Genomic DNA, 22,812 nt, shown 5'->3' on the forward strand with positions numbered 1-22,812 from the left:
GCCATGGCAAAGTACGATAAGGCGGATCTTGAACGCCGCATGAAGGGCGCGATCGACGCGCTCAAGCATGACCTTTCGGGTCTGCGCACCGGCCGCGCGAACACCGCGCTTTTGGAACCGATCACCGTGACTGTCTATGGCAGCGCGATGCCGATCACTTCGGTCGCAACGATTTCCGCGCCGGAACCGCGCATGCTTTCGGTGCAGGTGTGGGACAAGTCCAACATCGGCCCCGTCGAGAAGGCGATCCGTTCGGCAGGTCTGGGCCTCAACCCGATCAATGACGGCAACACCCTGCGTCTGCCGATCCCCGACCTTACCGAAGAACGTCGCAAGGAACTGGCAAAGCTGGCAAGCTCCTACGCCGAAAAGGCCCGTGTTGCCGTGCGCAACGTGCGTCGTGACGGTATCGAGGCGCTGAAGACCGACGAGAAGAAGAAGGAAATTTCGGAAGACGACCGCAAGCGCGGCGAAACCGAAGTCCAGAAGCTGACCGACGAAATGGTGAAGGGGCTCGACGAGGTCTTCGCGGCCAAGGAAAAGGAAATCCTCGGCAAGTGAGGCCACTGTGCTTCGTCGAGAAGGGAGCCTGATGGCCAAGGACGTCAAAGCCGGTGAGGGAGAGCTTCGCGCCCGTCACGTTGCCATCATCATGGACGGTAACGGGCGCTGGGCCAAGAAGCGCCTGCTTCCCCGCGCGGTGGGGCACCAGCGCGGCGTAGAGGCTGTGCGCCGGGTGGTGCGCGGTGCACGCGAACTCGGGCTGGAAGCGCTGACGCTTTACGCCTTCTCGACCGAGAACTGGCGGCGGCCCGAGGACGAGATATCGGACCTGATGAGCCTGATGAAGCGCTTCATCCTTTCCGATCTCGACGAATTCGCTGCGGCCGGCGTGCGCCTCAAGATCATCGGCGATTACAAGGCGTTCAAGCCCGAACTGGTGGAACTGGTTGAAGGTGCGATGGCAAAGACCGCGCACAACACCGGGACGACGCTGGCAGTGGCGTTGAATTACGGTTCACAGGACGAGATCGCCCGCGCGGCGACGAGAGCGGCGGCCAAGGGGCCGATTACGCCCGAGACGATTGCTGCTGAACTCGACACGGCGGACCTGCCGCCGCTCGACCTGCTGATCCGCACGTCAGGCGAAGTGCGCCTTTCGAACTTCCTGCTGTGGCAGGCGGCTTATGCCGAAATGCTGTTTACTGACGTTCTGTGGCCGGACTTCACTGCCGATCACCTGCGTGATGCCCTGAGCGCCTTCACTACCCGCGAGCGACGTTATGGCGGGCGCTGAGCCTCCTGCGAAGGGCACGTCCGATCTCAAGGTGCGGACACTGTCGGCGATCGTGATGGTCGCCGTGGCAGGAGTCGCATTGTGGCTGGGCGGGCCGGTGTGGATCGCCTTCGTCTGCGCCGTTTCGGTGGGCGTGCTGTGGGAATGGATCCGCCTCGCGCGCCGCATCACGCCGGGGCCGGGCGCGCGCGCGGCCTGGAACTTTGTGGGCATGCTCTATGTCGGAATCGGCGCGGCCATGCTGCTGTTCTTGCACAACGACGCTTTCACTGCTGCGCCGATTCTGACGCTGCTTGCGACGGTTATCGCGGTGGATGTGGGGGCCTATTTCACTGGCCGTACCTTACGCGGCCCCAAGATCGCCCCGTCGATCAGCCCATCCAAGACCTGGTCGGGGCTGATGGGGGCGGCGCTGGGCGCAACGCTGGCGCTCTTCACTGCGGCACGGTTGTGGCAGGAAGGCGCGATTCGGCTGACGCCTGATGTGTCGGCGGCGAACGCGGTGTCGTGCTTCGGCACGCAGCCCTGCTGGTACGCCACGGCGGCAGTGACCCCGCTCTTCGTCACATGTCTCATTGCGGGGCTGCTGGTCGCCGTCTGCGCGCAGGCGGGTGACTTCTTTGAAAGCTGGATGAAGCGGCGCGCGGGCTTGAAGGATTCGGGCAACCTTATTCCGGGGCACGGCGGGTTTTTCGATCGGGTTGACGGATTGCTGGCGGTGCTGTTCCTGCTCGCAGTGGGTATCGTGGTGTTGTCATGACGGGTGCTGTGCGTTCCCTTACGGTGCTTGGCGCTACCGGCTCCATCGGCGCATCGACGCTCGACCTGATCCGGCGCAATCGCGACGAATGGCGTGTGGTGGCATTGACTGCGCATTCCAACGCCGCCGACCTTGCCGGGCTGGCACGTGAATTCGGCGTGGAGATCGCGGTTGTTGCCGATGAGGCGCACTTGCCTGCGCTGCGCGATGCGCTTGCCGGTTCCGGGATCGAGGCGGCAGGTGGCCCTGCGGCGCTGATCGAGGCGGCGGCGCGCGGCGCTGACGTGACGGTCGCGGCTATCGTGGGCTGCGCGGGCCTTGCTCCGACGATGGCGGCGATCGAGCAGGGCGGTATCATCGCTTTGGCCAACAAGGAGGCGCTGGTCTCCGCAGGCGAGGTGATGATGGCCGCTGTCGAGCGGTATGGCGCCACGCTGCTGCCCATTGATTCGGAACATAATGCCATTTTCCAGTGCCTGACGGGCAACGAACGCGCGCATGTACGTTGGATCACGCTGACCGCCAGCGGCGGCCCGTTCCGCGACTGGTCGTGGGAGCGCCTGAGTGCAGCCACCCCGGCCGAGGCGATCCGCCATCCCAACTGGGACATGGGCGCAAAGATCAGCGTCGATTCGGCAACGATGTTCAACAAGGGCCTTGAACTGATCGAGGCGCATTACCTGTTTCCCGTCGGCCTCGATCGACTGCGGATCATCGTGCATCCGCAGTCGGTGGTCCATTCTATGGTGGAGTACCGCGACGGTTCGACGCTGGCGCAGCTTGGCCCCTCGGATATGCGCGTGCCGATCGCCTCCGCGCTGGCATGGCCTGCGCGGATGGATACACCGTGTGCGCCGCTCGACCTTGCGGAGATCGGTGAACTGACCTTCCGCAAGCCCGATGAAGTGCGCTTTCCCGCCACCCGTCTGGCGCGTGAGGCCGCCCAGGCGGGCGGGGCGATCCCGGCCGTGCTCAACGCCGCGAACGAAATCGCGGTTGCCGCGTTCCTTGGCGGTCAGATTTCGTTCACCCGTATCTCTGCACAAGTGGAAGACGTGCTAGGTTCCTACGCACCGCCTCCGCCGGGCAGCCTTTCCGACGTCCTTGATGTGGACATGGAAGCGCGGGCGAGGGCGCGCGTACTTGTGACCAGCACCTGAAGAGAGGCAAAGCTTGACCGGTTCACCAGGAATTCTGACGACGATTTTCGCCTTCCTCCTGGTGCTGGGGCCGCTGGTCCTGATCCATGAACTGGGCCACTATCTGGTCGGTCGTCTGTTCGGCGTGAAGGCGGATGCCTTTTCCATAGGCTTCGGCAAGGAACTTGCGGGCTGGACCGACAAGCGGGGTACCCGCTGGAAGCTCTCTGCACTACCTCTGGGCGGATATGTGCAGTTTGCGGGCGACATGAATCCGACAAGCGCGCCCAATCCGGACGACGCGCGCCTTTCCCCCCGAGAGCGGTCGCAGACATTTCATTCCAAGCCGCTGTGGCAACGTGCCCTGATCGTCTTCGCCGGACCGCTGACTAACCTGCTGTTGTGCGTGGCGATCTTCGCGGGCTTCTTCTCTATCTACGGGCGCGTCGTGAATGACGCGGAGATCAGCGGCTTTGCCGATAATTCGCCTGCGCAGGCGGCCGGTATGCAGGTGGGCGACCGCATCATCGCGATCGATGGCGACAAGGTCGACGGCGCCGCGGAAGTTCCTGCGCGGGTCGCCTACTTCCCCGGCAAGACGCTGCCGATCGCCGTGGAGCGGGAAGGGCGCACGATCACGTTGCCGGTCAAGTTGACGACGCAGGAATTCAGCGACCAGTTCGGCAACAAGGCGAAGATCGGGGACCTCGGCGTGCGGATGATGCCGCCGGTCGTGGGCGGTTTTTATGGCGATTCGCCGGCAGAAGCGGCCGGGCTCGAAGTGGGTGACCGTATCGTCGCGGTGAACGGCACTGCCATTACCAGCTTCGAGGATATACCCGACCTTATCCGCCCGCAGGCCGGACGCACGGTCGACCTTTCCGTGCGGCGCGGCAATGACGTGCGCACCTTCGCGGTCAAGGTGACCGAAGGCTCTGTGCCGGATGCGCAAGGCAAGATGCAGAAGGTCGGCCAGATTGGTGTGCGCGCCGGCCGCTTCGAAGATGTCGGTCCGATAAGCGCCGTGGCTCTGGGTTTCGAGCAAAGCTGGCGCGCCATGGCCAATATGGTCACGGGGATCACGCAGATATTCACAGGCGACCGTTCGGTGCGCGAACTGGGCGGCCCGATCAAGATCGCGCAGTATTCCGGGCAATCCTTTACGCTGGGCTGGGAAGCCTTCGTGGAGTTCGCGGCGCTGATTTCGATTAACTTGGCATTCATCAACCTCCTGCCAATTCCTGGCCTCGACGGCGGACATCTGGCTTTCTACGCGGCTGAACTGGTCCGACGCAGGCCTCTGGGTGTACGCAGTCAGGAATGGGCCATAAGGACGGGCGTGGCGCTGGTGCTGGCGCTGATGGTGTTCGTCACGGTCAATGACCTCGCCTCTCTCCCTATTTTCGGGGGATAGCCTGAAGGGATTTTCAAGCGATCACAATATTGCCGGGTTTTGTCTGCTTGATTGGGCCGGCTCCATCGGGCAGATGGCTGCGATTGCCTGCGAGGCTGGGTGCGCCCTCGCCGGGTGGTCTGTTTTTCATCGCGAAAGCGAATACGGGATTTTGCGTAGAATGATCGGACGGGAAATGGTTCGCGGCACTGGAGCACGTTTGGGTTCGCACGTGGCAGCGGTGCTCCTCGGGACCACCATTCTTGCGGGAATGCCGATGGAGGCTTCCGCGCAGGGCGCAAAGCGTGCGCCGGTACCGGCGGCGCCTGCCGCTCCTGCCCCGGCCGTCGTGGCGCCGGTGGAAGAAGGTCAGCCGATCCAGACAATCGTGGTGAAGGGTGCGGAGCGCCTCGAGCCGCAGACGGTGCTGTCCTACATCAAGATGCGCGTCGGTCAGAACTACACCAAGGTTTCCGCCGACGCTGCGCTCAAGGACCTGTACGGGACCGAACTGTTCAAGGATGCGCAGGTCGCGTTCGACAACGGCGTGGTGACGATCACGGTCCAGGAGAACCCGGTCGTCAACCGCATCATCCTTGAAGGCAACAAGCGCATCAAGGACGACAAGATCCTGCCGGAGATCAAGGTCGCTCCGCGCCAGATCTTCACGCGCTCCAAGATCCGCGCCGACGTTGCGCGAATCATTGAACTGTACAAGCGGCAGGGCCGCTACGCGGCGACCGTCGAGCCCAAGATGGTGTCGCTCGACCAGAACCGCGTCGACATCGTCTTCGAGATCACCGAAGGCGACAAGTCGAAGGTCCGCCAGATCAACATCATCGGCAACGACAACTTCTCTGACGGGGAGTTGCGCGGCCAGATGGTGACTAAGCAAGCGCGCTTCACCCGTATCTTCAGTTCGGGCACCAGCTACGATCCCGATCGCATGGCCTTCGACCAGCAGAAGCTGCGCCAGTTCTATCTGACGCAGGGTTATGCCGATTTCCGCGTGGTTTCGGCTGTGGCCGAACTGACGCCGGACAAGAAGGACTTCATCATCACTTACGTGGTGGAGGAAGGGAAACGCTACAAGTTCGGCGATGTGAAAGTCGAAAGCCAGCTGCGCGATTTCGACGGCGAAAAGATGGCTTCGCGCCTGCCGATGCACAAGGGTGACTGGTATAACGCGAAGCAGGTCGAAGACACGATCGACAGCCTGAACGAGACTGCGGGCGCGTTCGGTTACGCCTTCGCGGACGTGCGCCCGCAGTACGATCGCGACAAGGAAAACCTCACCATGGGGTTGACCTTCGTGATTCAGGAAGCGCCGCGCGTCTACGTCGAGAAGATCGACATTAACGGCAACACGCTGACGCAGGACAAGGTCATCCGCCGCGAGTTCCGTCTGGCTGAAGGCGACGCGTTCAACTCGCTGCAGGTCAAGCGTTCGACGAACCGCATCAAGTCGCTCGGCTACTTCCAGGAAAAGTTCGAGGTCGAGCAGAAGCCCGGCAGTGCTGATGACCGCATTCTGCTGGAAGCCAACGTCGAAGAGAAGCCGACCGGCGAACTGCAGCTTTCCGCCGGTTTCTCCAGCCTTGAAAGCTTCATCTTCCAGGCGTCGATCCGTCAGCGCAACTTCCGTGGCCGTGGCCAGACGGTGGGCCTGTCGGGCAGCATCTCGCGCTATTCGAAGAGCGTCGAGGCCAGCTTCGTCGAACCCTACCTGTTCGACAAGAACGTGTCACTGGGCGTGAACATCTATCGCCGCGACTACAACAGCTTCAACTACTACAACTCCGATCGCAACACGACCTACGAACAGTCGACTACCGGCTTCCAGGTCCGTGCGGGTGTGCCGCTGACCGAATACCTGACTGCCGTGGCCAGCTACACGCTGAACTACGATGATGTCAGCTTGGACAAGGCAACGTACTATTCGTACCGTCAGGATCCGGACGTTTATCAGTGTGACCCGCTCTACGCAGGCCGTTATCTGTGCGACGCGATCGGCAAGCGGCTCAGCTCGATCATCGGCACGTCGCTGATCTACGACACGCTCGATAACCGTGTGCGTCCGACGCGCGGTATCACCGCTTCGATCAACGTTGATTTCGCCGGGCTGGGCGGCGACGTGAAATATGCGCGCATCCGCGGCAACGCGTCGAAGTTCATGAACCTGGGGCACGGCTTCATCTTCTCGCTCTCAGCAGAGGGCGGCGCGATCAAGGGCCTGTCCGGTCAGGATATCCGCCTGACCGACCGCTTCTATCTGGGGCAGCCGCAGTTCCGTGGCTTCGCGATCCGCGGCGTGGGCCCGCGCGTGCTGCGCAAGTATCTCGACAGCGATGGTGAGCCTTCGACCAGCCGCAGCAACTGGCAGGATGACGCGCTGGGCGGCAATTACTACTACATGGGCCGCGCGGAGCTTGAAATTCCGCTGGGTTCCGGCGCGCGCGAAATGGGCCTGCGTCCTTCGATCTTCGCTGACGTTGGTGCGGTGTGGAGCGTCAAGGAGCCGGTTCTGACGCAGTGCGACCCGGGCTGTAACCAGATCTACCTTGATGCGGACGGCAACCAGACGACGACTGTCACGTCCACGCCTTATCTGGTTGATGGCGTGGCGCAGTATCAATCGCGGTTCGTCGAGGAATTCGCCGGCGATACCTGGAAGCCGCGTGTCGCTGTCGGCATCGGCGTGAACTGGAACTCGCCGTTCGGCCCGTTCCGTATCGACTTCTCGCGCGTGCTGCTCAAGCAGGACGGCGACGATCCCAAGGCATTCAACTTCAACGTGGGAACCCAGTTCTGATGACTACTCTTCTCAAGTCCGCCGCGCTGGCTTCCGGCCTCGCTCTCGCTGCCGTTTCCGCGCAGCCCGCACTGGCGGCCAAGCCCGCTCCCGCGGCCCCCGCTTCGGGCGGCACCATCGTGCAGGGCCTGGGCATCGCGAGCTTCGATGCAGTGATCGCCAACTCGAACGCGTTCAAGACCGCTGAGACCCAGCGCCAGACTACCTTCAAGGCACAGTTCGATCAGGCGCAGACCCGCCAGACCGCGCTCAACGCTCAGATCAAGCCGCTGATCGACAAGTTTAATGCCGACCGTCAGGGTGGCAAGGCCACGCAGGCCCAGCTTGAACAGCAGGCCGGCAACATCCAGCAGATCCAGGAAAGCGGCAAGGCCGAACTCCAGCGCATCCTGCAGCCGGTTGGTCTGTCACAGGCCTATGTCAACGAGCAGATCGAAGACAAGCTGAATGACGCAGTGAAGGCCGCGATGACCAAGAAGGGCGTCTCGATCCTGATCTCGCCCGACGCGATCCTTGCGGTCAATGGTGGTGCGTACAACCTCAATCAGGACATCCTGAACGAGCTGAACACGGCTATCCCTTCGGCGCAGCTGGTTCCGCCTGCTGGCTGGGAACCGCGTCAGGTTCGTGAACAGCGTGCGCAGCAGGCAGCGGCACAGGGTCAGCAGGCCGCTCCCGCCGCTGGCGCAGCGCAGCCCTCGGGCCGCTGATCCGGAAAGCACGGGCATGAGCGACAAGACCGAAGTGGTGTACGATACCGCGAAGATCCTGGCGGCGCTTCCGCACCGCTACCCGATGCTGCTCGTGGACCGGGTAGTCTCGATCTCCGACGAGGAGATCGAGGCCGTCAAGGCGGTGAGCTTCAACGAGGACTTCTTCCAGGGGCACTTCCCCGGCCGTCCGATCATGCCCGGCGTTCTCCAGATCGAAGCGCTGGCACAGGCCGCAGGCATCCTCGCGATCGAAAGCCTTGGCCTCGCCGGGACCGGCAAGCTGGTGTATTTCATGGCGATCGAGGACGCGAAGTTTCGCGCGCCCGTTACGCCGGGTCACCTGCTGACGCTGCGTACCGGCTTCGTCCAGAAGCGTTCGCGCGTGTGCAAGTTCTGGGGCAAGGCCTCGATCGACGACAAGGTGACCTGCGAGGTCAACTTCACGGCGATGATCGCGGATAGCTGATCGCTCTGCGCTCGCGCGTGGCGCGGCGCAGGCGGCAGCTCGGATACGTGTTGCATTTCGGCGCGCTTCGCTGTAAGCGCGCCGCTTTCCAAGCCAGGCCGGTCGGAACCGGCCACATGCGAAAGAGATTGACCCATGAAGGCCGATACCCATCCCGACTACCACACCATCACGGTGCAGATGACCGACGGCACCACCTTCCAGACCCGCTCGACCTGGGGCAAGGAAGGCGACACGCTGGTTCTGGACATCGACCCGACCTCGCACCCGGCTTGGACCGGCGGCACCAAGCAGTTGAACGAGGGCGGCCGCGTCGCTCAGTTCAACAAGCGCTTTGGCGGTCTCTCGCTCAAGAAGAAGTGATTGCGCGGGGCCGATCGGCCCCGGCACCTGCTTCACGAAGAAGGCGGTCTTTCGGGCCGCCTTTTTTGTTGCCTGCCTTGCAGGAACACTTCCGGCCGAAATTTCGCAGCTGCTTGCGATTGCCTTTCATGTGCAGCGCTTTAGGGTCGTGCCGGACCACGTGGGACGGGGGAACGTCAATGCGTGCGGCTGCGTTTCGCAGCCATCCAGCCTGAAACACCGGAGATACGATATGAAGCTATCCTCCCGCATCCTTGCCGGCTCGGCAGTCCTGCTTTCGCTTGCCGGCTCGGCCAGCGCCGCCGACGAGCATACCGGACATTCCGCCACCACCGCAGCGGCCGCGCCGATGATCCACGCCGATCTGATCGGACTGGACGGCAAGTCCGTTGGCATGGTCATGTTGCAGGAAACTCCGGCAGGCGTCCTCGTCAGCGCTGAGGCAAAGGGTATCCCGGCGGGTGAGCACGGTTTCCACTTCCACCAGAAGGGAGTGTGTGACACCGCGACCAAGTTCGACAGTTCCGGCGGCCACTTCACCGGCGGCGATCACCAGCATGGCTACATGGTCGCCACCGGCCCGCACGGGGGTGACATGCCGAATCAGAACGTCGGCGCCGATGGCCTTCTCAAGACGCAGGTGCTCAATTCGGGCGTGACCCTTTCGCCGGGGCCAAAATCCTTGCTGGATGCCGACGGTTCGGCGCTGGTGATTCACGCAGGCGTTGACGATTACACCAGCCAGCCTTCGGGCAATGCGGGCGGGCGTATCGCCTGCGCGGTGATTGCCGCGGCAAAGTAAACGGTCGGAGCGGCCCTGGGATCAGCCCCAGGGCCGTTCACGATACCATTGCGTGATCACGTACTTGCGACCCTTGCGCACCTTCATGGCGTGATGGAGCGTTGCCGGGTTGGGCCGGCCGTCTGAGCGGCGGTTGTTCCAGCCGATCAGCTTGCCGGTTTCGGGCTGGATCACCTTGTCTATGACCTTGAAGCGGGTGGCACCGCCAGCCTCCACGTTGTTCAGGTAAATCATGAAGGTCCAGGTCCGCTGGCCGGGCACCTTGCAGTATTTGTCGTAATCCGCAGCGTTCGGCTCAAAATAGTCGGTGTGGGCCTTGAACTCCTGGCCTACTTCGTAACGTTGTCCCTGAAGCGGTTCGGCGTGGGCAAGGTCGATGCCGGACAGGGTGGACAAGCCCTGGGCCAGTTCCGCGACGATTGGGTAATCGCGTGACAGGTCACAGGTAGAACTCGTGCGGAAGGCATCATCGCCGTTATAATCTGCAATCGTGGAGGGGCGGTTGTTCGTCTCGATCAGGTCGATCAGCTGCGCGCAGCGATCCGCGCTTAGAAAATCGCGTAGAATGAACAGGTCGAGCCTCGATGACGGAAAGCGTTGTACGCCGGGGTGCGATAGCAGTCGTGCAGTCGATGATTCGTCGGGGCCGTCCATGGGCAGACCTTAGCCACGCGCGGTGCGCAGGAAAATCGAGCGCAGGGCATCCTGCAGCTAAATTTCATCAAGCGTCATTTTTGCTTTGCAAGAATCTGCCGGCTGTGCAAAAGGCGCGCTCCGCACAGGACGCAACAGCGTTCGATGCAGGATGCAGCGGCCGCAAGGCCTGCTTGTGGCGATCGTAGCTCAGTTGGTTAGAGCGCCGGTTTGTGGTACCGGAGGTCGTGGGTTCGAACCCCATCGATCGCCCCATTTCCTCTCTTATATCACAGCATGATGCCTTTCATGGCATTATGAAGGCAATGCGCGATTGGCGCATGAAAAGCGCTGTGCTTTGATCTGAGTCACTTGCTCCTTTCAACACGCACTATAGAAGCGCGCCTGTCATGCACGGCTTTGCCAACCCCGCCCGTTTTCTGCGCATCGCCCGCTGGCTGATGCCCCTGTGCATGGGCACGGGACTTGTCGTGGCCCTTCTTGCGCTGGGATGGGGCCTGTTCGTGGCCCCGGCAGAGCGGTTGCAAGGTGAAACCGTTCGCATTGTCTATCTCCATGTGCCTGCGGCCTGGCTGGGCATGGCCGGCTGGATGGGGATCGCCGGCGCAAGCTTCACTGAAATAGTATGGCGCCACCCGCTTGCGGGGATCGCGGCCAAGGCCTGTGCTGTGCCGGGCGCGGTGTTTACCGGCGTGTGTCTGCTGACCGGTTCGCTCTGGGGGCGCCCCGCCTGGGGAACCTGGTGGGTTTGGGACGGCCGGCTCACGTCGATGCTGGTGCTCTTGTTCCTCTACTTTGGCTGGATGGCGCTTTCGCAGGCGAGCGAGGCTTCGGACGGTGGGCAGAGCGCAGGCCGAGTCGGCGCGCCTGCCATCTTCGGACTTGTTGGGGCGGTAAATGTGCCAATCATCCATTATTCGGTGATCTGGTGGAACAGCCAGCACCAGCCGCCAAGCATCACCATGGGCAAGTCGGCGATGTCGGGCGATTTTCTCATGCCGCTGCTGGCTGCGATGCTGGGCTTCACGCTTATCTTTGCAGGCGTGGTGCTGGCCCGCATGCGCGCGATCCTGGCAGGACAGCAGGCCGAAGCGCGGTTGCGCCGCAAGGCGCGCGCCGAAGTGGAGGCGTTCTGATGCGTGAGGCAATGGACCCGTGGATTTTCGTGATCGCATCCTACGTGATCGGCATTGGGGCGACGCTTGCGATGGTCGCATGGTCTTTGCTAGCCATGCGCCGGGCGGAAAAGCGTCGTGATTCGGCCAGAAGCGCAGGGCGTGGTGCGGGAGCGAATTCCTGATGGCCACCGCAGCCCGAACTCCGCTGAAGGCCAAGCACCAGCGCCTTGTCCTGCTGATCGGAGCGCTTGTCGTGCTGATTGGCGCCGCGTTGCTTGCGGCTTGGGCGCTGCGCAATCAAGCAAGCTACTTCTACGTGCCGAGCGAGATCGTCGCCACCCCGCCCGAACCGACCCGCGCCGTGCGCCTTGGTGGCATGGTGGAGAACGGCTCGCTCAGGACGGCGGCCGACGGCGTCACCGTCAATTTCGTGGTTGGCGATGGCAAGGCAAGAGTGCCGGTGACTTTCAAGGGCATCGTCCCGTCGCTGTTCGTGGAGGGCTCGGGCGTAGTGGCAGAAGGCAGGATGCAGGCTGATGGCACCTTCGTCGCCGATAACCTCCTGGCCAAGCACGACGAGAACTACGTGCCACGCGAAATGCAGAACATGACCAGAGAGCAGGCCGAAAAGGTCATCAAAGAAACCAAATGATCGCTGAACTGGGTCTTGCCGCCTTATGGCTGGCTGCGGCGCTGGCCGGTCTGCAACTTGTTGCCGGAAGCCTTGGTCTGTCCACCCGCGGAGCAGTGCTGGGAGAGGCGGTTCGGCCTGTCGCGGTTGTGCAGGGGGGGCTGGCGCTGCTGGCCTTCGCCTGCCTTATTTACGTGTTCGCGGTTACCGACCTTTCGGTGAAGCTGGTCGCGCTCAATTCGCATTCGATGAAGCCGCTGGTCTTCAAGATTGCCGGAGCCTGGGGCAACCACGAAGGTTCGATGCTGCTGTGGGTCACCGTGATGGGGCTGGGCGGAGCCTTCGTGGCTCTTGTCGAGAAACGGCTGCCGGAACGCACCATGCTGGCCACGCTGGCTGGTCAGGCGTTCGTAAGCCTTGGGTTCTATGCATTCCTGCTTGTCGCTTCGAACCCGTTCGAGCGGCTTTCTCCCGTACCGGTGGAGGGCAACGGGCTTAACCCGCTGCTGCAGGACCTTGGCCTCGCGTTCCATCCGCCTACGCTTTATCTCGGTTATGTCGGGCTCTCGATCGCGTTCAGTTTCGCGATCGGCGCGCTGGTGACGCGCGAGGTCGGCCCGGCCTTTGCCAAGGCCATGCGCCCCTGGGTGCTGGGCGCGTGGATCTTCCTGACTATGGGGATCACCGCAGGCTCGTACTGGGCCTATTACGAACTGGGCTGGGGCGGCTGGTGGTTCTGGGACCCGGTGGAGAATGCCTCGCTCATGCCCTGGCTGGCGGCGACCGCGCTGCTTCATTCATGCGGCGTTCTGGCGGCGCGCAACGCGCTGCGTGCATGGACGATCATGCTGGGCGTGGTTGCGTTCTCCATGTCGATGATCGGCACGTTCCTGGTGCGATCCGGCATCCTGACGAGCGTGCATGCCTTTGCCGTCGATCCGCAGCGGGGCACGTTCATTCTGGCCTTGCTGGCGATCTACATCGGCGGCGCGCTGGTGTTGTTCGGCCTGCGTGCCGCGACCGTGACTGAGGGTGAGCGCTTTGCATTCGTCAGCCGCGAAGGCGCGCTGGTGGTGAACAATGTGATGCTCTCGGCAATCCTTGGCATCGTCCTATTCGGTACGCTTTATCCGCTGTTCGCCGAGGCGATGGGAGCCAAAGTCTCGGTTGGGCCGCCGTACTTCAACCCGATGAGCGCGCTCTTTGCTGTGCCGATGCTGGTGGTGCTGATGGTCGGCCCGCTGCTGCGCTGGCGTCGGGACAAGTTTGCCCGGGTTGGGCGTAGTTTGGTGATTCCGGCGATGCTGGTCGCTACCGCTGGAATTGCCCTGCTGGTGGCGGGTGGTATCGCGTTGCTGCCATGGCTGGGCCTTGCGCTGTCGGCTGGGCTGGGCTGGGCAAGCATCCTGCCGCTCAAGGCGCGCAATCTGCGCCGCACGCCTCTGCCGATCTGGGGCATGGTGGTGGCGCACTTCGGGATCGCCGTTTCCCTATTCGGCATGAGCAGCGAAAGCGCGTTCTCTATTGAAAAGCTGGTTGCCGTGCGCGCGGGAGAAGTCACCCAGGTTGGGCCGTGGGGTGTCAAGCTTGATACGGTTGAACCGGTGGCCGGGCCAAACTGGACGGCGATGGAAGCACGCCTGTTGGTGCGTTACGGTGTTGACAGAAAGGTCACGCGGATGCTTCCGCAATCGCGCAGCTTCTGGGCGCCGCCGCAGCAGACCAGTGAATCGGCGCTGCTGACGCGCTGGAACGGCCAGCTTTACGCTGTGCTCGGCGGGGAAGCGCCCAAGGTCGCTGGTGAGAAGCAGGCCCGCTGGCAGCTTCGCCTGTGGTGGAAGCCTTTCGCGCCGCTGATATGGATCGGGGGCCTGTTGATCGCGCTGGGCGGCCTGCTTGCGCTGATTGGCCGGGTGGCGGCAGATGTGCGGCGGATCGTTGCCAAGGACAAGATCGCCTATCGTCGCGAGAAGCAGGGACGATGAGCGAGCATACTCCCAAGAGCGCCCCGCTTGCCGGGCGCTGGGCGATCTGGCTGCCGCTGGCGCTGTTCCTCGGTTTCGTGGCGTTGGTCATCGTCGGGCTCTATCGCCCGGCGGACCGCAATGTCGCCTCCGCGCTGGTCGGCAAGCCGATGCCGCAGTTCGATCTGCCCGCCGCCTTGCCCGGGCGTCCAGGGCTGGACAGCCGTGTGCTTGCCAATGGCAAACCGCACCTTGTCAACATTTTCGCCAGCTGGTGCATCCCCTGCCGGGTCGAGGCTCCGCAACTAGGGGCGCTGGCCAAGGCGGGCGTACCGATCGAAGGCATTTCGGTGCGTGATACGACCGAGAACCTGCAAGGCTTCCTTCAGCAAAATGGCGATCCGTTCCAGCGCATCGGCGCGGACGACGACGGCAAGGTGCAACTGGCGCTGGGCTCTTCCGGTGTTCCGGAAACTTATGTGGTCGATGGCAAGGGGAGGATCGTTTACCAGCACATCGGCGAAATCCGCCCGGAACACCTTGGCCTGCTGCTTGAGAAGCTGAAGGAGGCAGGACAGTGAAGCGGCTCATCGCTTTGATCGCGTTCGCTCTTGCTGCGCCGGTATTCGCGCAGGAAGAGCAGTCCTCCGCGCCTTACGCCTACCGCCAGCTCGACGATGCCGCGCAGGAAGCCCGGGCGCAGGATCTCATGGAAACGCTGCGCTGTCTCCAGTGTCAGGGCCAGTCGATCGCCGATTCGGATGCACCGATCGCGGGCTCCATGCGATCGCTGGTGCGAGAACGGATCAGGGCGGGGGAAACGCCTGAACAAATTCGCGGCTGGCTGATCGAGCGTTATGGCGACTATGTCAGCTACAAGCCGCAGTTGACCGGCCTGACATGGCCGCTGTTCGCGGTGCCTTTGGCGTTTGTGCTGATCGCCTTCTTCCTGTTGCGCCGCCGCTTTACAACGAAGGGGAATGGGCAGTGACCTGGGTTCTCGTCATTGGCCTTGCGGTTGCGGTATTGGCAGTGCTGCTCTTCGTGCTGAAGGTGCCGCGGGGCGCGCGCGAGGCTGTCGCCTCGGCGTTGCTGCTGGGCATTGCCGGCTATGTCACGCAGGGCTCGCCGGGCCTTGTCGGAGCGCCGAAGGATGCGGTGGAATCCGTTTCGGCGGACCCGGCCGCGCTGGTGGAGGGGCGCGCCAAGGTTACCAACAGTGGAATTCCCACTAATAACCGCTGGGTTATCATCGCGGACGGCCTTGCCCGCAACGGTCAGTATGCCGATGCGGCCGAAGTCCTGCGCGGTGCTATCGAGGATGACCCGAAGAATGCAGACGCCTGGCTGGCGCTGGCCAATTCGCTGGTTGCCCATGCCGACAACATGCTGACACCGCCCGCGCTTTACGCTTTTGATCGTGCGATCGACGCAGAGCCGGGTGCGCCGGGCGCAAGATTCTTCCTGGGCCTTGCCTACGCGCGTGAAGGCAAGCTGGCCGAAGCGCGTGCGCTGTGGATCGAAGTTGTGAAGAACGCACCCGAGGATGCGCCCTGGCGGCTTCCGCTGGCGCAGCAGCTCATGCGTCTCGATGCAGCGATCGCTGCGCAGAAGGGCGCAACCCAAGGCGAATCGCCACTCGTTCAGGACTGACTACTGGTTCCCTGAACGGGACATGGCCACCGGGCGCTCAGATTGTAAGTATCGTTGCGAGCCCCTATTCATGCTGCTAACGGGCCAAGCCTGCCGCAGTCGCCTCGTGCTTCTGCGAGTCCATGACAGGACGCATGAATGAGTGATTCTCCAGCGGACACGACCTATGTGCCTTCCACGGCGGTCGAGTCTCACAGCGCGGGCGGCCATGGCGGCTCGGGCAATATCACCAAGCTGGCGCTTGGTGCCGTCGGTGTCGTTTTTGGCGACATCGGCACCAGCCCCCTCTACGCCTTTCGCGAAACTTTCGTCGGTCCTCACCCGCTGGCGATCGACGAACTGCATGTGCTGGGCGTCGTCAGCCTGATCTTCTGGTCGATGACGCTTGTCGTTTCGGTCCAGTATGTGGGCGTGCTGATGCGGGCGGACAACAAGGGGCAGGGCGGTAGCCTTGCGCTTGTCGCGCTGATCTCGGGCGCTATCCGCAAGTCCGGTTTTGCGCCGCTGGTGGTGCTGCTGGGGGTCTTTGCGACCTCGTTGTTCTACGGCGATTCGATGATTACCCCGGCGGTTTCCGTGCTTTCGGCGGTGGAGGGCCTTACTGTTGTCCAGTCCGATCTGGCGCCTTTCGTGCTGCCGATCGCGCTGATGCTCCTGATTGCGCTGTTTGTGATCCAGAAAAGCGGCACGGCAAGGATCGGTGCGCTGTTCGCGCCGGTGATGGTCACCTATTTCACGGTGCTTGCCGTGCTGGGCATCTATCATCTGGTGCAGATGCCCGAAGTGCTGGTTGCGCTGAACCCGTGGTACGCGATCCAGTTTTTCCTCACCGACAAGATCCTCGGCTTTCTTGCGCTCGGCTCTGTCGTGCTGGCGGTGACGGGGGCAGAGGCGCTCTATGCGGACATGGGGCATTTCGGCCGTGGCCCGCTGCGCCTTTCGTGGTTCGCCTTCGTGATGCCATGCCTGCTGATCAATTATTTCGGGCAGGCCGCGATGATCCTGGGGCTGGACGATGCACAGGCCGCGGTTGCGATGGAGAACCCGTTCTTCAATCTTGCCCCCGAATCGCTGCGCCTGCCGCTGGTGATCCTTGCGACGTGCGCTACTTTCATCGCCAGTCAGGCCGTGATTTCCGGTGCCTTCTCGATCACCCATCAGGCGATGCAACTGGGCTTCATTCCGCGCCTTTCCACCCGCCACACGAGTGAGCACGAAGCGGGGCAGATCTACATTCCCTTCGTCAACTGGGCGTTGATGACCGGTGTGATCGTGCTGGTTCTGGTGTTCCAGAACTCGTCCAACCTCGCTTCGGCTTATGGCATCGCGGTAACCGGCGCGATGCTGATCGACACTTGCCTGATGGCGGTGCTCGTGATCGTGCTGTGGAAGTGGAAGCTATGGCTGGCGGTGCCGGTGATCGTGACCTTCTTTGTGGTGGACGGCGCCTATTTTGCTGCCAACGCCACCAAGATTCCTGACGGCGGCTGGTTCCCGCTGATGATCGGCGGCATCGCCTTCACGCTGCTGACGACGTGGAACAAAGGCCGCCGCCTCATGCGCGATCGCATGACCGAGGCCGCATTGCCGCTCAACGTCTTCGCCAAGAGCGCGCACGGCAGCGCCACGCGCGTGCCGGGCACGGCGATCTTCATGGCTTCCAGCAACATGGGCGTGCCTTCCGCGCTGCTGCACAACATCAAGCATAACAAGGTGCTGCATGAACGCGTGGTGGTGCTGACCGTCGAAGTGCAGGACGGCCCCTATGTTGAGCCGGAGGACCGCTTCACCGTCGTCGATCTGGGGCAGGGGTTCTATCGTCTGACCCTGCGCTACGGGTTCATGGAGGAAACCGATATTCCTGCTGCGCTGGCTCATGCACCGATGTGCGGCGGCCCGTTCGAAATGATGAAGACCAGTTTCTTCCTCTCGCGCCAGACGCTGGTGCCTTCGGAGAAGCCCGGCATGGCGATCTGGCGCGAAAAGTTGTTCGCGTGGATGATGCGTAACGCAGCCAGCGCAATGGAGTTCTTCCGCCTGCCTACCAACCGCGTCGTCGAACTGGGTAGCCAGCTGGAAATCTGAACTGGATCGGTTTCGGCGCCCGATCGGTTCGGATATGGCGCCGAAACGTCCTTGTAGTGTCTTTGCGGGATGTTAGCCTGATCACCTTGACGCAGGAGATTGGGCATGGTGGCGGCCGCTTTGGCATTTCTGGTTCTGGCGGCTGCGCCTCCCATACCTCCTGTGCCTGTTGCGGCTGGTGGAGCAGAGCGGGCTCTTGCCGCATGGACGCCGGGCGAAGTGCGGTGCGATGGCGGGGTGGTGATCGCGGATGCTCAGGTCCGGCGCCCGCTTGGCACTCTTGCCTGGCGCGCGCCGAACGCCCGTCAGGAAATCACGCTGCGCTTTGAAATAGATGCAAGCGGGCGGCCCATCTCCATCACGCGTGAAGGGACCCGCTTTCCTTCGAACGACGACATTGCGCCTTCCCTTGCCGTCAGCCGCTTCCCTGCGAAGGCGCAGTCTGCGTGTTCGGTGACATACACGGCGCGGATTGAACCGTTCGCCTCGGCTCCGGTGGCAGACCTTGTATCCTACAGCGTGAGCCCGCTGAGCGGACGACTGCCGCAGCAGGGCTGGCAGCGTATTCGCGAAGGGGGCAATTGCGCCGATGCGCCGCGCCAGCAGCCTTTGAACCGTGTATTCCCGGATTTCGCTGCGCTTCCCGCTACTCCCGGCGTCCGGGAGTGGACGTTGATCGCTTACGATACCAATGCATCAGGCAAGCCGGTGAACGTGCGGGTGCAGACCGGCACGGGCAACAAGGCGTTGGATAATGCAGGCGTGGACGCGATGCGCAAATCGCGCTTCACCGGCGGTGCGCGCACGGGCTGTACGTATCCTTACTGGCGTTCGCCCGAGACAGTGCCGGCCCCGCTGATGCCGGAAAAGTCTGCATTCGGTTCCGCCGAGGGCTGTCCGAGCGCGGGTGAATGGGCGTCTGCCCCGGTGCTGCGCTTCCCGCAGGCTTACAGCCGCCGTCGGATCGAAGGCTGGGCTGTAGTCAGCTATGATATCGCACCCTGGGGGGCAGTAGGTAATGCAAAGGTGCTTGCCGCGCAGCCGTCCGACGATTTTGGCAGACAGGCGCTGCAGGTGATCCAGTCCGCCCGGGCTGCGCCATCACAGGAAGGGCGTAGCGGCTGCGTGGAGCGTATTCGTTTCGCGATGGAGCCCCGGGATACGGCGGGTGAAGCAGATGCGGAGCCGATCACCTTCCAATAAGCTTATCGGCAGAAATCCGCTCCGTCCGCTTCCAGGTGGAAGTGGTTTTCATGTGCCGCATTATAGGCGGGGCCCAAAGTTGTGCCGAAGCGTTTGCAGGCGCTGTCGTGTACCACGCGCAGGAACCGGCGTTCGGCCGCGGTGCCGCCGTTCCAGTCCTGCAGCACGGTGATGCGCCGTCCGTCGCCCAGCACGAAACCCGAAACGTCGATGGCGTTGGCGCTCGCATGGCCGGATCTGCGTGATGTGCCTGCGACATTACGGCATGAATAACTGCCGAAAGTCTCGATCTTCACCAGCCTGCTGCCAAGGATTTGCTGCGCGGCCCGGTCCACGCCGAAGCGCGCCCAGCCAGCGAATGCCGTCGACGTTGCGCACGTCACGGGGCCAAGGCCCGACACTGTCACGGTGGCATTATCCGTGTTGAGCGCTGCAAGTTTGACGGTGCCGACGGTGGAGCAGGCATTGCCATACCAGCGATCCTGCACCGGCGTGAAAACGGCGTGCTGCGCGCTCAATGTCGAAAGGCACTGGCGCAGTTCGGGCCGGGGCGCCGTCGGCCGGGGCCGACTCGCAGCCTGATTCGGACGGCGGTTAGAAGGCGCCGGTCGATCGATACACCCGCTCATCAGGGCGAGGAGGGGGAGGGTAAATAAAATTCTACGCATGGTTCAAGCTCTTGGGGGGAGTGCCTTAACCTGCGCTTATCCGTGCCTTACCGGGCGACGGGGCGCCATAGGGGGGCGATCGTTTTGCACAGTGAACTGATGGGCAATACGATTGACATCCCGGTGCACGACATTAGGAGCGGCATCGGGCCACGCGGTCCCAACGCCGCGCGTGCTCTCTGCAAGGAGAGTCAGAAATGACTGATATTACGGTTCCGGCGCGCAAGCCTGCGCGTCCGCATTTCTCTTCGGGTCCGTGCGCCAAGCCGCCGGGCTATTCCCCTGAAAAGCTGAGCATAGAATCGCTTGGTCGTTCGCATCGTGCGAAGATCGGCAAGACGCGCCTGGCCTATTGCATCGACTTGATGCGCGAAGTGCTGCAGTTGCCCGACACCCACCGCATCGGCATCGTTCCGGGTTCCGACACCGGCGCTTTCGAAATGGCCATGTGGACCATGCTCGGCGCGCGCGGCGTGACCACGCTTGCATGGGAAAGCTTCGGCGAAGGCTGGGTGACGGATGCTGCCAAGCAGCTCAAGCTCGATCCTACCGTGATTCGCGCCGATTACGGCCAGCTTCCCGATCTGACCCAGGTGGATTGGAGCACCGATGTGCTCTTCACCTGGAACGGCACCACCTCGGGTGTGCGCGTTCCGAACGCAGACTTCATCCCCGACGATCGCGAAGGCCTGACCTTTGCCGACTCGACCTCGGCGGTGTTCGCCTACGATATCGACTGGTCGAAGATCGATGTCGCCACCTTCTCCTGGCAGAAGGTTCTGGGCGGCGAGGGTGGTCACGGCGTCCTGATCCTTGGCCCCCGCGCGGTCGAGCGTCTGGAAACCTACACCCCGGCATGGCCGCTTCCCAAGGTATTCCGCTTCGTTTCCAAGGGCAAGCTCGCAGAGGGCGTGTTCAAGGGCGAGACGATCAATACCCCTTCGATGCTTGCCGTCGAAGACGCGATCTTTGCGCTGGAATGGGCCAAGGGGCTGGGCGGTCTGGAAGGTCTGAAGGCCCGTTCGGACGCCAACGCCGCAGCGCTGGGCAAGATCGTTGCCGAGCGTGACTGGCTGGGCCATCTCGCCACTGATGAAGCCAGCCGTTCGAAGACTTCGGTCTGTCTGACGGTCGAAGGCGCCGACGCGGACTTCATCAAGAAGTTTGCTAGCCTGCTCGAAAAGCAGGATGCTGCCTACGACGTCGCCGGATATCGCGATGCCCCTGCGGGTCTGCGCATCTGGTGCGGGGCCACCGTGGACACCGCGGATATTGAGGCGCTTGGCCCCTGGCTCGACTGGGCCTACGCCACCGTCAAGGCCGAACTGGCCGCGGCCTGATCGATCGTTGTCCCGGGCCTGTGTCCGGGACCGTCGGTTGGGCCTCGCCCGATCATCGGCTCGAATGCCATGGCGGGGCGACCGACCGCTCAATGCTCTCCTAATGACCGCCGCACGATCTCTTTCGGCACGGCGCGCGAAGGATACCGAACATGACCAAGCCCAAAGTCCTCATTTCCGACAAGATGGACCCCAATGCCGCCCGTATCTTCGCCGAAATGGGCTGTGACGTCGACGTCATCACGGGTGAAACGCCCGAACAGCTGATTGCCCGCATCGGTGAATATGATGGCCTTGCCATCCGTTCGTCGACCAAGGTGACCAAGGAAGTGCTGGCTGCCGCCAAGAACCTGAAGGTCATCGGCCGCGCCGGTATCGGCGTCGACAATGTCGACATTCCGGCAGCCTCGGCGCAGGGCGTCGTGGTGATGAACACGCCGTTCGGCAACTCGATCACGACTGCCGAACACGCCATCGCCCTCATGTTCGCGCTGGCCCGCCAGCTGCCCGAAGCCAACGCACAGACCCAGCAGGGCCTGTGGCCGAAGAACGGCTTCATGGGCGTTGAAGTCACCGGCAAGACGCTTGGTCTTATCGGCGCGGGCAACATCGGCTCCATCGTCGCCAGCCGCGCCCTGGGCCTGCGCATGAAGGTCGTCGCTTTCGACCCGTTCCTGACGCCTGAACGCGCCGTGGAAATGGGCGTCGAGAAGGCCGATCTGGAAACGCTGCTGGCCAAGGCAGACTTCATCACGCTGCACACGCCGCTGACCGACCAGACCCGCAACATCCTTTCGGCCGAAAACCTCGCCAAGACCAAGAAGGGCGTGCGCATCATCAACTGCGCACGCGGTGGTCTGGTGGACGAAGCCGCGCTGAAGGCGGGCCTCGATTCGGGCCACATCGCGGGCGCCGCCCTCGACGTGTTCCAGACCGAGCCGGCCAAGGAATCGCCGCTGTTCGGCACCCCGAACTTCATCTGCACCCCGCACCTTGGCGCATCGACCACCGAAGCGCAGGTCAATGTGGCGCTGCAGGTGGCGGAACAGCTTGCCGACTACCTCGTCAACGGCGGCGTCACCAACGCGCTCAACATGCCTTCGCTGAGCGCAGAGGAAGCTCCGAAGCTCAAGCCCTACATGAAGCTGGCCGAAGTGCTGGGTTCGATGGTTGGCCAGCTGACGGTGGATTCGGTTCCGCGTATCTCGATCCACGTCGAGGGCGCTGCCGCCGAACTCAACCAGAAGCCGATCACCGCTGCCGTGCTCGCCGGTTTCCTGCGCGTCCAGTCGGACACCGTGAACATGGTCAATGCGCCGTTCCTTGCCAAGGAGCGTGGCCTTGAGGTTCGCGAAGTCAAGACCGAGCGCGAGGGTGACTACCACACCCTGATCCGCGTTTCGGTGAAGACCGAAGCGGGCGAACGTTCGGTCGCGGGTACGCTGTTCAACAACGTTGAGCCGCGTTTGGTCGAAATGTTTGGCATCAAGGTCGAAGCCGAACTGGCCGGCAAGATGATGTACATCGTCAACGAGGACGCCCCCGGCTTCATCGGCCGCATTGGCACCCTGCTGGGCGAGAACGCGATCAATATCGGCACCTTCAACCTGGGCCGCCGCGAAGCCGGTGGCGAGGCGGTGCTGCTGCTCTCGGTCGATGGCGATCTGTCGCCTGCCGTGCTCGAACAGGCTCGTGCGCTGCCGGGCGTGAAGAACGTAAAGGCGCTGGCTTTCTGAGCTGACGTTTTAGAG

Annotated in this window: 22 protein-coding genes and 1 tRNA gene; 21 read left to right on the top strand and 2 right to left on the bottom strand. The window is 62.9% G+C overall.

From position 1 onward, the window contains the following. Window positions 1-3 precede the first annotated feature (3 nt). From frr to A8V01_RS02905, 10 genes are all read left to right on the top strand, one after another. Window positions 4-561 carry a ribosome recycling factor gene (gene frr, locus A8V01_RS02860; protein WP_103094439.1) on the top strand — a complete coding sequence of 186 codons (558 nt, stop codon included), beginning with the start codon at window positions 4-6 and terminating at the stop codon, window positions 559-561. A 31-nt stretch (window positions 562-592) separates the two neighbouring features. Continuing rightward, window positions 593-1,297, top strand: a complete 705-nt coding sequence (gene uppS, locus A8V01_RS02865; protein WP_103094440.1) for a polyprenyl diphosphate synthase — start codon at window positions 593-595, stop codon at window positions 1,295-1,297. Continuing rightward, window positions 1,284-2,057: a phosphatidate cytidylyltransferase gene (locus tag A8V01_RS02870; RefSeq protein WP_103094441.1), complete on the top strand. Its 774-nt coding sequence runs from the start codon at window positions 1,284-1,286 to the stop codon at window positions 2,055-2,057. Before uppS ends, A8V01_RS02870 begins: the two co-directional genes overlap by 14 nt. Window positions 2,058-2,065: 8 nt before the next feature. Further along, window positions 2,066-3,217: a 1-deoxy-D-xylulose-5-phosphate reductoisomerase gene (locus A8V01_RS02875; protein ID WP_103094552.1), complete on the top strand. Its 1,152-nt coding sequence runs from the start codon at window positions 2,066-2,068 to the stop codon at window positions 3,215-3,217. A 13-nt stretch (window positions 3,218-3,230) separates the two neighbouring features. Next, entirely contained in the window at window positions 3,231-4,610 is a 1,380-nt protein-coding gene (rseP, locus tag A8V01_RS02880; protein ID WP_103094442.1) for an RIP metalloprotease RseP, read from the top strand. A 160-nt stretch (window positions 4,611-4,770) separates the two neighbouring features. Further along, the gene (gene bamA, locus A8V01_RS02885) at window positions 4,771-7,401 is read left to right on the top strand and encodes an outer membrane protein assembly factor BamA (RefSeq protein ID WP_245892283.1); all 2,631 of its coding nucleotides are present in this window, start codon (window positions 4,771-4,773) and stop codon (window positions 7,399-7,401) included. Beyond that, complete coding sequence (locus A8V01_RS02890; RefSeq protein WP_103094444.1) at window positions 7,401-8,111, top strand: OmpH family outer membrane protein; 711 nt, start codon at window positions 7,401-7,403, stop codon at window positions 8,109-8,111. The genes bamA and A8V01_RS02890 overlap by 1 nt, the downstream gene beginning before the upstream one ends. Before the next feature lie 16 nt (window positions 8,112-8,127). Continuing rightward, window positions 8,128-8,580 carry a 3-hydroxyacyl-ACP dehydratase FabZ gene (gene fabZ, locus A8V01_RS02895; protein WP_103094445.1) on the top strand — a complete coding sequence of 151 codons (453 nt, stop codon included), beginning with the start codon at window positions 8,128-8,130 and terminating at the stop codon, window positions 8,578-8,580. Between the two features lie 135 nt (window positions 8,581-8,715). Next, on the top strand, window positions 8,716-8,943 hold the full coding sequence (gene rpmE / locus A8V01_RS02900; protein WP_103094446.1) for a 50S ribosomal protein L31: 228 nt from the start codon (window positions 8,716-8,718) through the stop codon (window positions 8,941-8,943). Between the two features lie 232 nt (window positions 8,944-9,175). After that, window positions 9,176-9,745: a superoxide dismutase family protein gene (locus tag A8V01_RS02905; protein WP_103094447.1), complete on the top strand. Its 570-nt coding sequence runs from the start codon at window positions 9,176-9,178 to the stop codon at window positions 9,743-9,745. A 21-nt stretch (window positions 9,746-9,766) separates the two neighbouring features. On the opposite strand, the gene A8V01_RS02910 is transcribed toward A8V01_RS02905, so the two are convergent. Continuing rightward, window positions 9,767-10,399: a prolyl hydroxylase family protein gene (locus tag A8V01_RS02910; protein WP_103094448.1), complete on the bottom strand. Its 633-nt coding sequence runs from the start codon at window positions 10,397-10,399 to the stop codon at window positions 9,767-9,769. Window positions 10,400-10,577: 178 nt separating this feature from the next. On the opposite strand from A8V01_RS02910, the gene A8V01_RS02915 reads away from it, so the two are divergent. The 9 genes from A8V01_RS02915 to A8V01_RS02955 all read left to right on the top strand — a co-directional run bounded on the left by A8V01_RS02915 (window position 10,578) and on the right by A8V01_RS02955 (window position 19,053). Beyond that, window positions 10,578-10,654 (top strand) — tRNA-His (locus tag A8V01_RS02915). A gap of 134 nt (window positions 10,655-10,788) precedes the next feature. Beyond that, complete coding sequence (ccmC, locus tag A8V01_RS02920) at window positions 10,789-11,535, top strand: heme ABC transporter permease CcmC (protein WP_103094449.1); 747 nt, start codon at window positions 10,789-10,791, stop codon at window positions 11,533-11,535. A 163-nt stretch (window positions 11,536-11,698) separates the two neighbouring features. Further along, window positions 11,699-12,169 (top strand): cytochrome c maturation protein CcmE, encoded by a 471-nt coding sequence (ccmE, locus tag A8V01_RS02925; protein WP_103094450.1) that lies wholly within the window; start codon window positions 11,699-11,701, stop codon window positions 12,167-12,169. Next, complete coding sequence (locus A8V01_RS02930; protein ID WP_103094451.1) at window positions 12,166-14,133, top strand: heme lyase CcmF/NrfE family subunit; 1,968 nt, start codon at window positions 12,166-12,168, stop codon at window positions 14,131-14,133. The genes ccmE and A8V01_RS02930 overlap by 4 nt, the downstream gene beginning before the upstream one ends. After that, window positions 14,130-14,693, top strand: coding sequence for a DsbE family thiol:disulfide interchange protein (locus A8V01_RS02935; protein ID WP_103094452.1), 564 nt, complete (start codon window positions 14,130-14,132; stop codon window positions 14,691-14,693). Before A8V01_RS02930 ends, A8V01_RS02935 begins: the two co-directional genes overlap by 4 nt. Continuing rightward, window positions 14,690-15,103 carry a cytochrome c-type biogenesis protein gene (locus tag A8V01_RS02940; RefSeq protein WP_103094453.1) on the top strand — a complete coding sequence of 138 codons (414 nt, stop codon included), beginning with the start codon at window positions 14,690-14,692 and terminating at the stop codon, window positions 15,101-15,103. The genes A8V01_RS02935 and A8V01_RS02940 overlap by 4 nt, the downstream gene beginning before the upstream one ends. Beyond that, window positions 15,100-15,765, top strand: coding sequence for a tetratricopeptide repeat protein (locus tag A8V01_RS02945; protein ID WP_103094454.1), 666 nt, complete (start codon window positions 15,100-15,102; stop codon window positions 15,763-15,765). Before A8V01_RS02940 ends, A8V01_RS02945 begins: the two co-directional genes overlap by 4 nt. Before the next feature lie 138 nt (window positions 15,766-15,903). Further along, complete coding sequence (locus A8V01_RS02950) at window positions 15,904-17,850, top strand: potassium transporter Kup (protein ID WP_103094455.1); 1,947 nt, start codon at window positions 15,904-15,906, stop codon at window positions 17,848-17,850. Window positions 17,851-17,955: 105 nt separating this feature from the next. Beyond that, window positions 17,956-19,053: a TonB family protein gene (locus A8V01_RS02955; protein ID WP_103094456.1), complete on the top strand. Its 1,098-nt coding sequence runs from the start codon at window positions 17,956-17,958 to the stop codon at window positions 19,051-19,053. Between the two features lie 2 nt (window positions 19,054-19,055). Here the strand turns inward: A8V01_RS02955 and A8V01_RS02960 are convergent, their stop codons facing one another. Further along, entirely contained in the window at window positions 19,056-19,721 is a 666-nt protein-coding gene (locus A8V01_RS02960) for an extensin-like domain-containing protein (protein WP_103094457.1), read from the bottom strand. Between the two features lie 197 nt (window positions 19,722-19,918). Between A8V01_RS02960 and A8V01_RS02965 the strand changes: the two genes are divergently transcribed. Together A8V01_RS02965 and serA are read left to right on the top strand one after the other, a co-directional pair. Continuing rightward, complete coding sequence (locus A8V01_RS02965) at window positions 19,919-21,061, top strand: phosphoserine transaminase (RefSeq protein WP_103094458.1); 1,143 nt, start codon at window positions 19,919-19,921, stop codon at window positions 21,059-21,061. A 152-nt stretch (window positions 21,062-21,213) separates the two neighbouring features. Beyond that, a complete protein-coding gene (serA, locus tag A8V01_RS02970; protein WP_103094459.1) occupies window positions 21,214-22,797 on the top strand; it encodes a phosphoglycerate dehydrogenase in 1,584 nt (527 codons plus the stop codon). Window positions 22,798-22,812: the final 15 nt, after the last annotated feature.

The sequence above is a fragment of the Novosphingobium guangzhouense genome (genome assembly GCF_002896965.1).
In the GTDB taxonomy this organism is placed as follows: domain Bacteria; phylum Pseudomonadota; class Alphaproteobacteria; order Sphingomonadales; family Sphingomonadaceae; genus Novosphingobium; species Novosphingobium guangzhouense.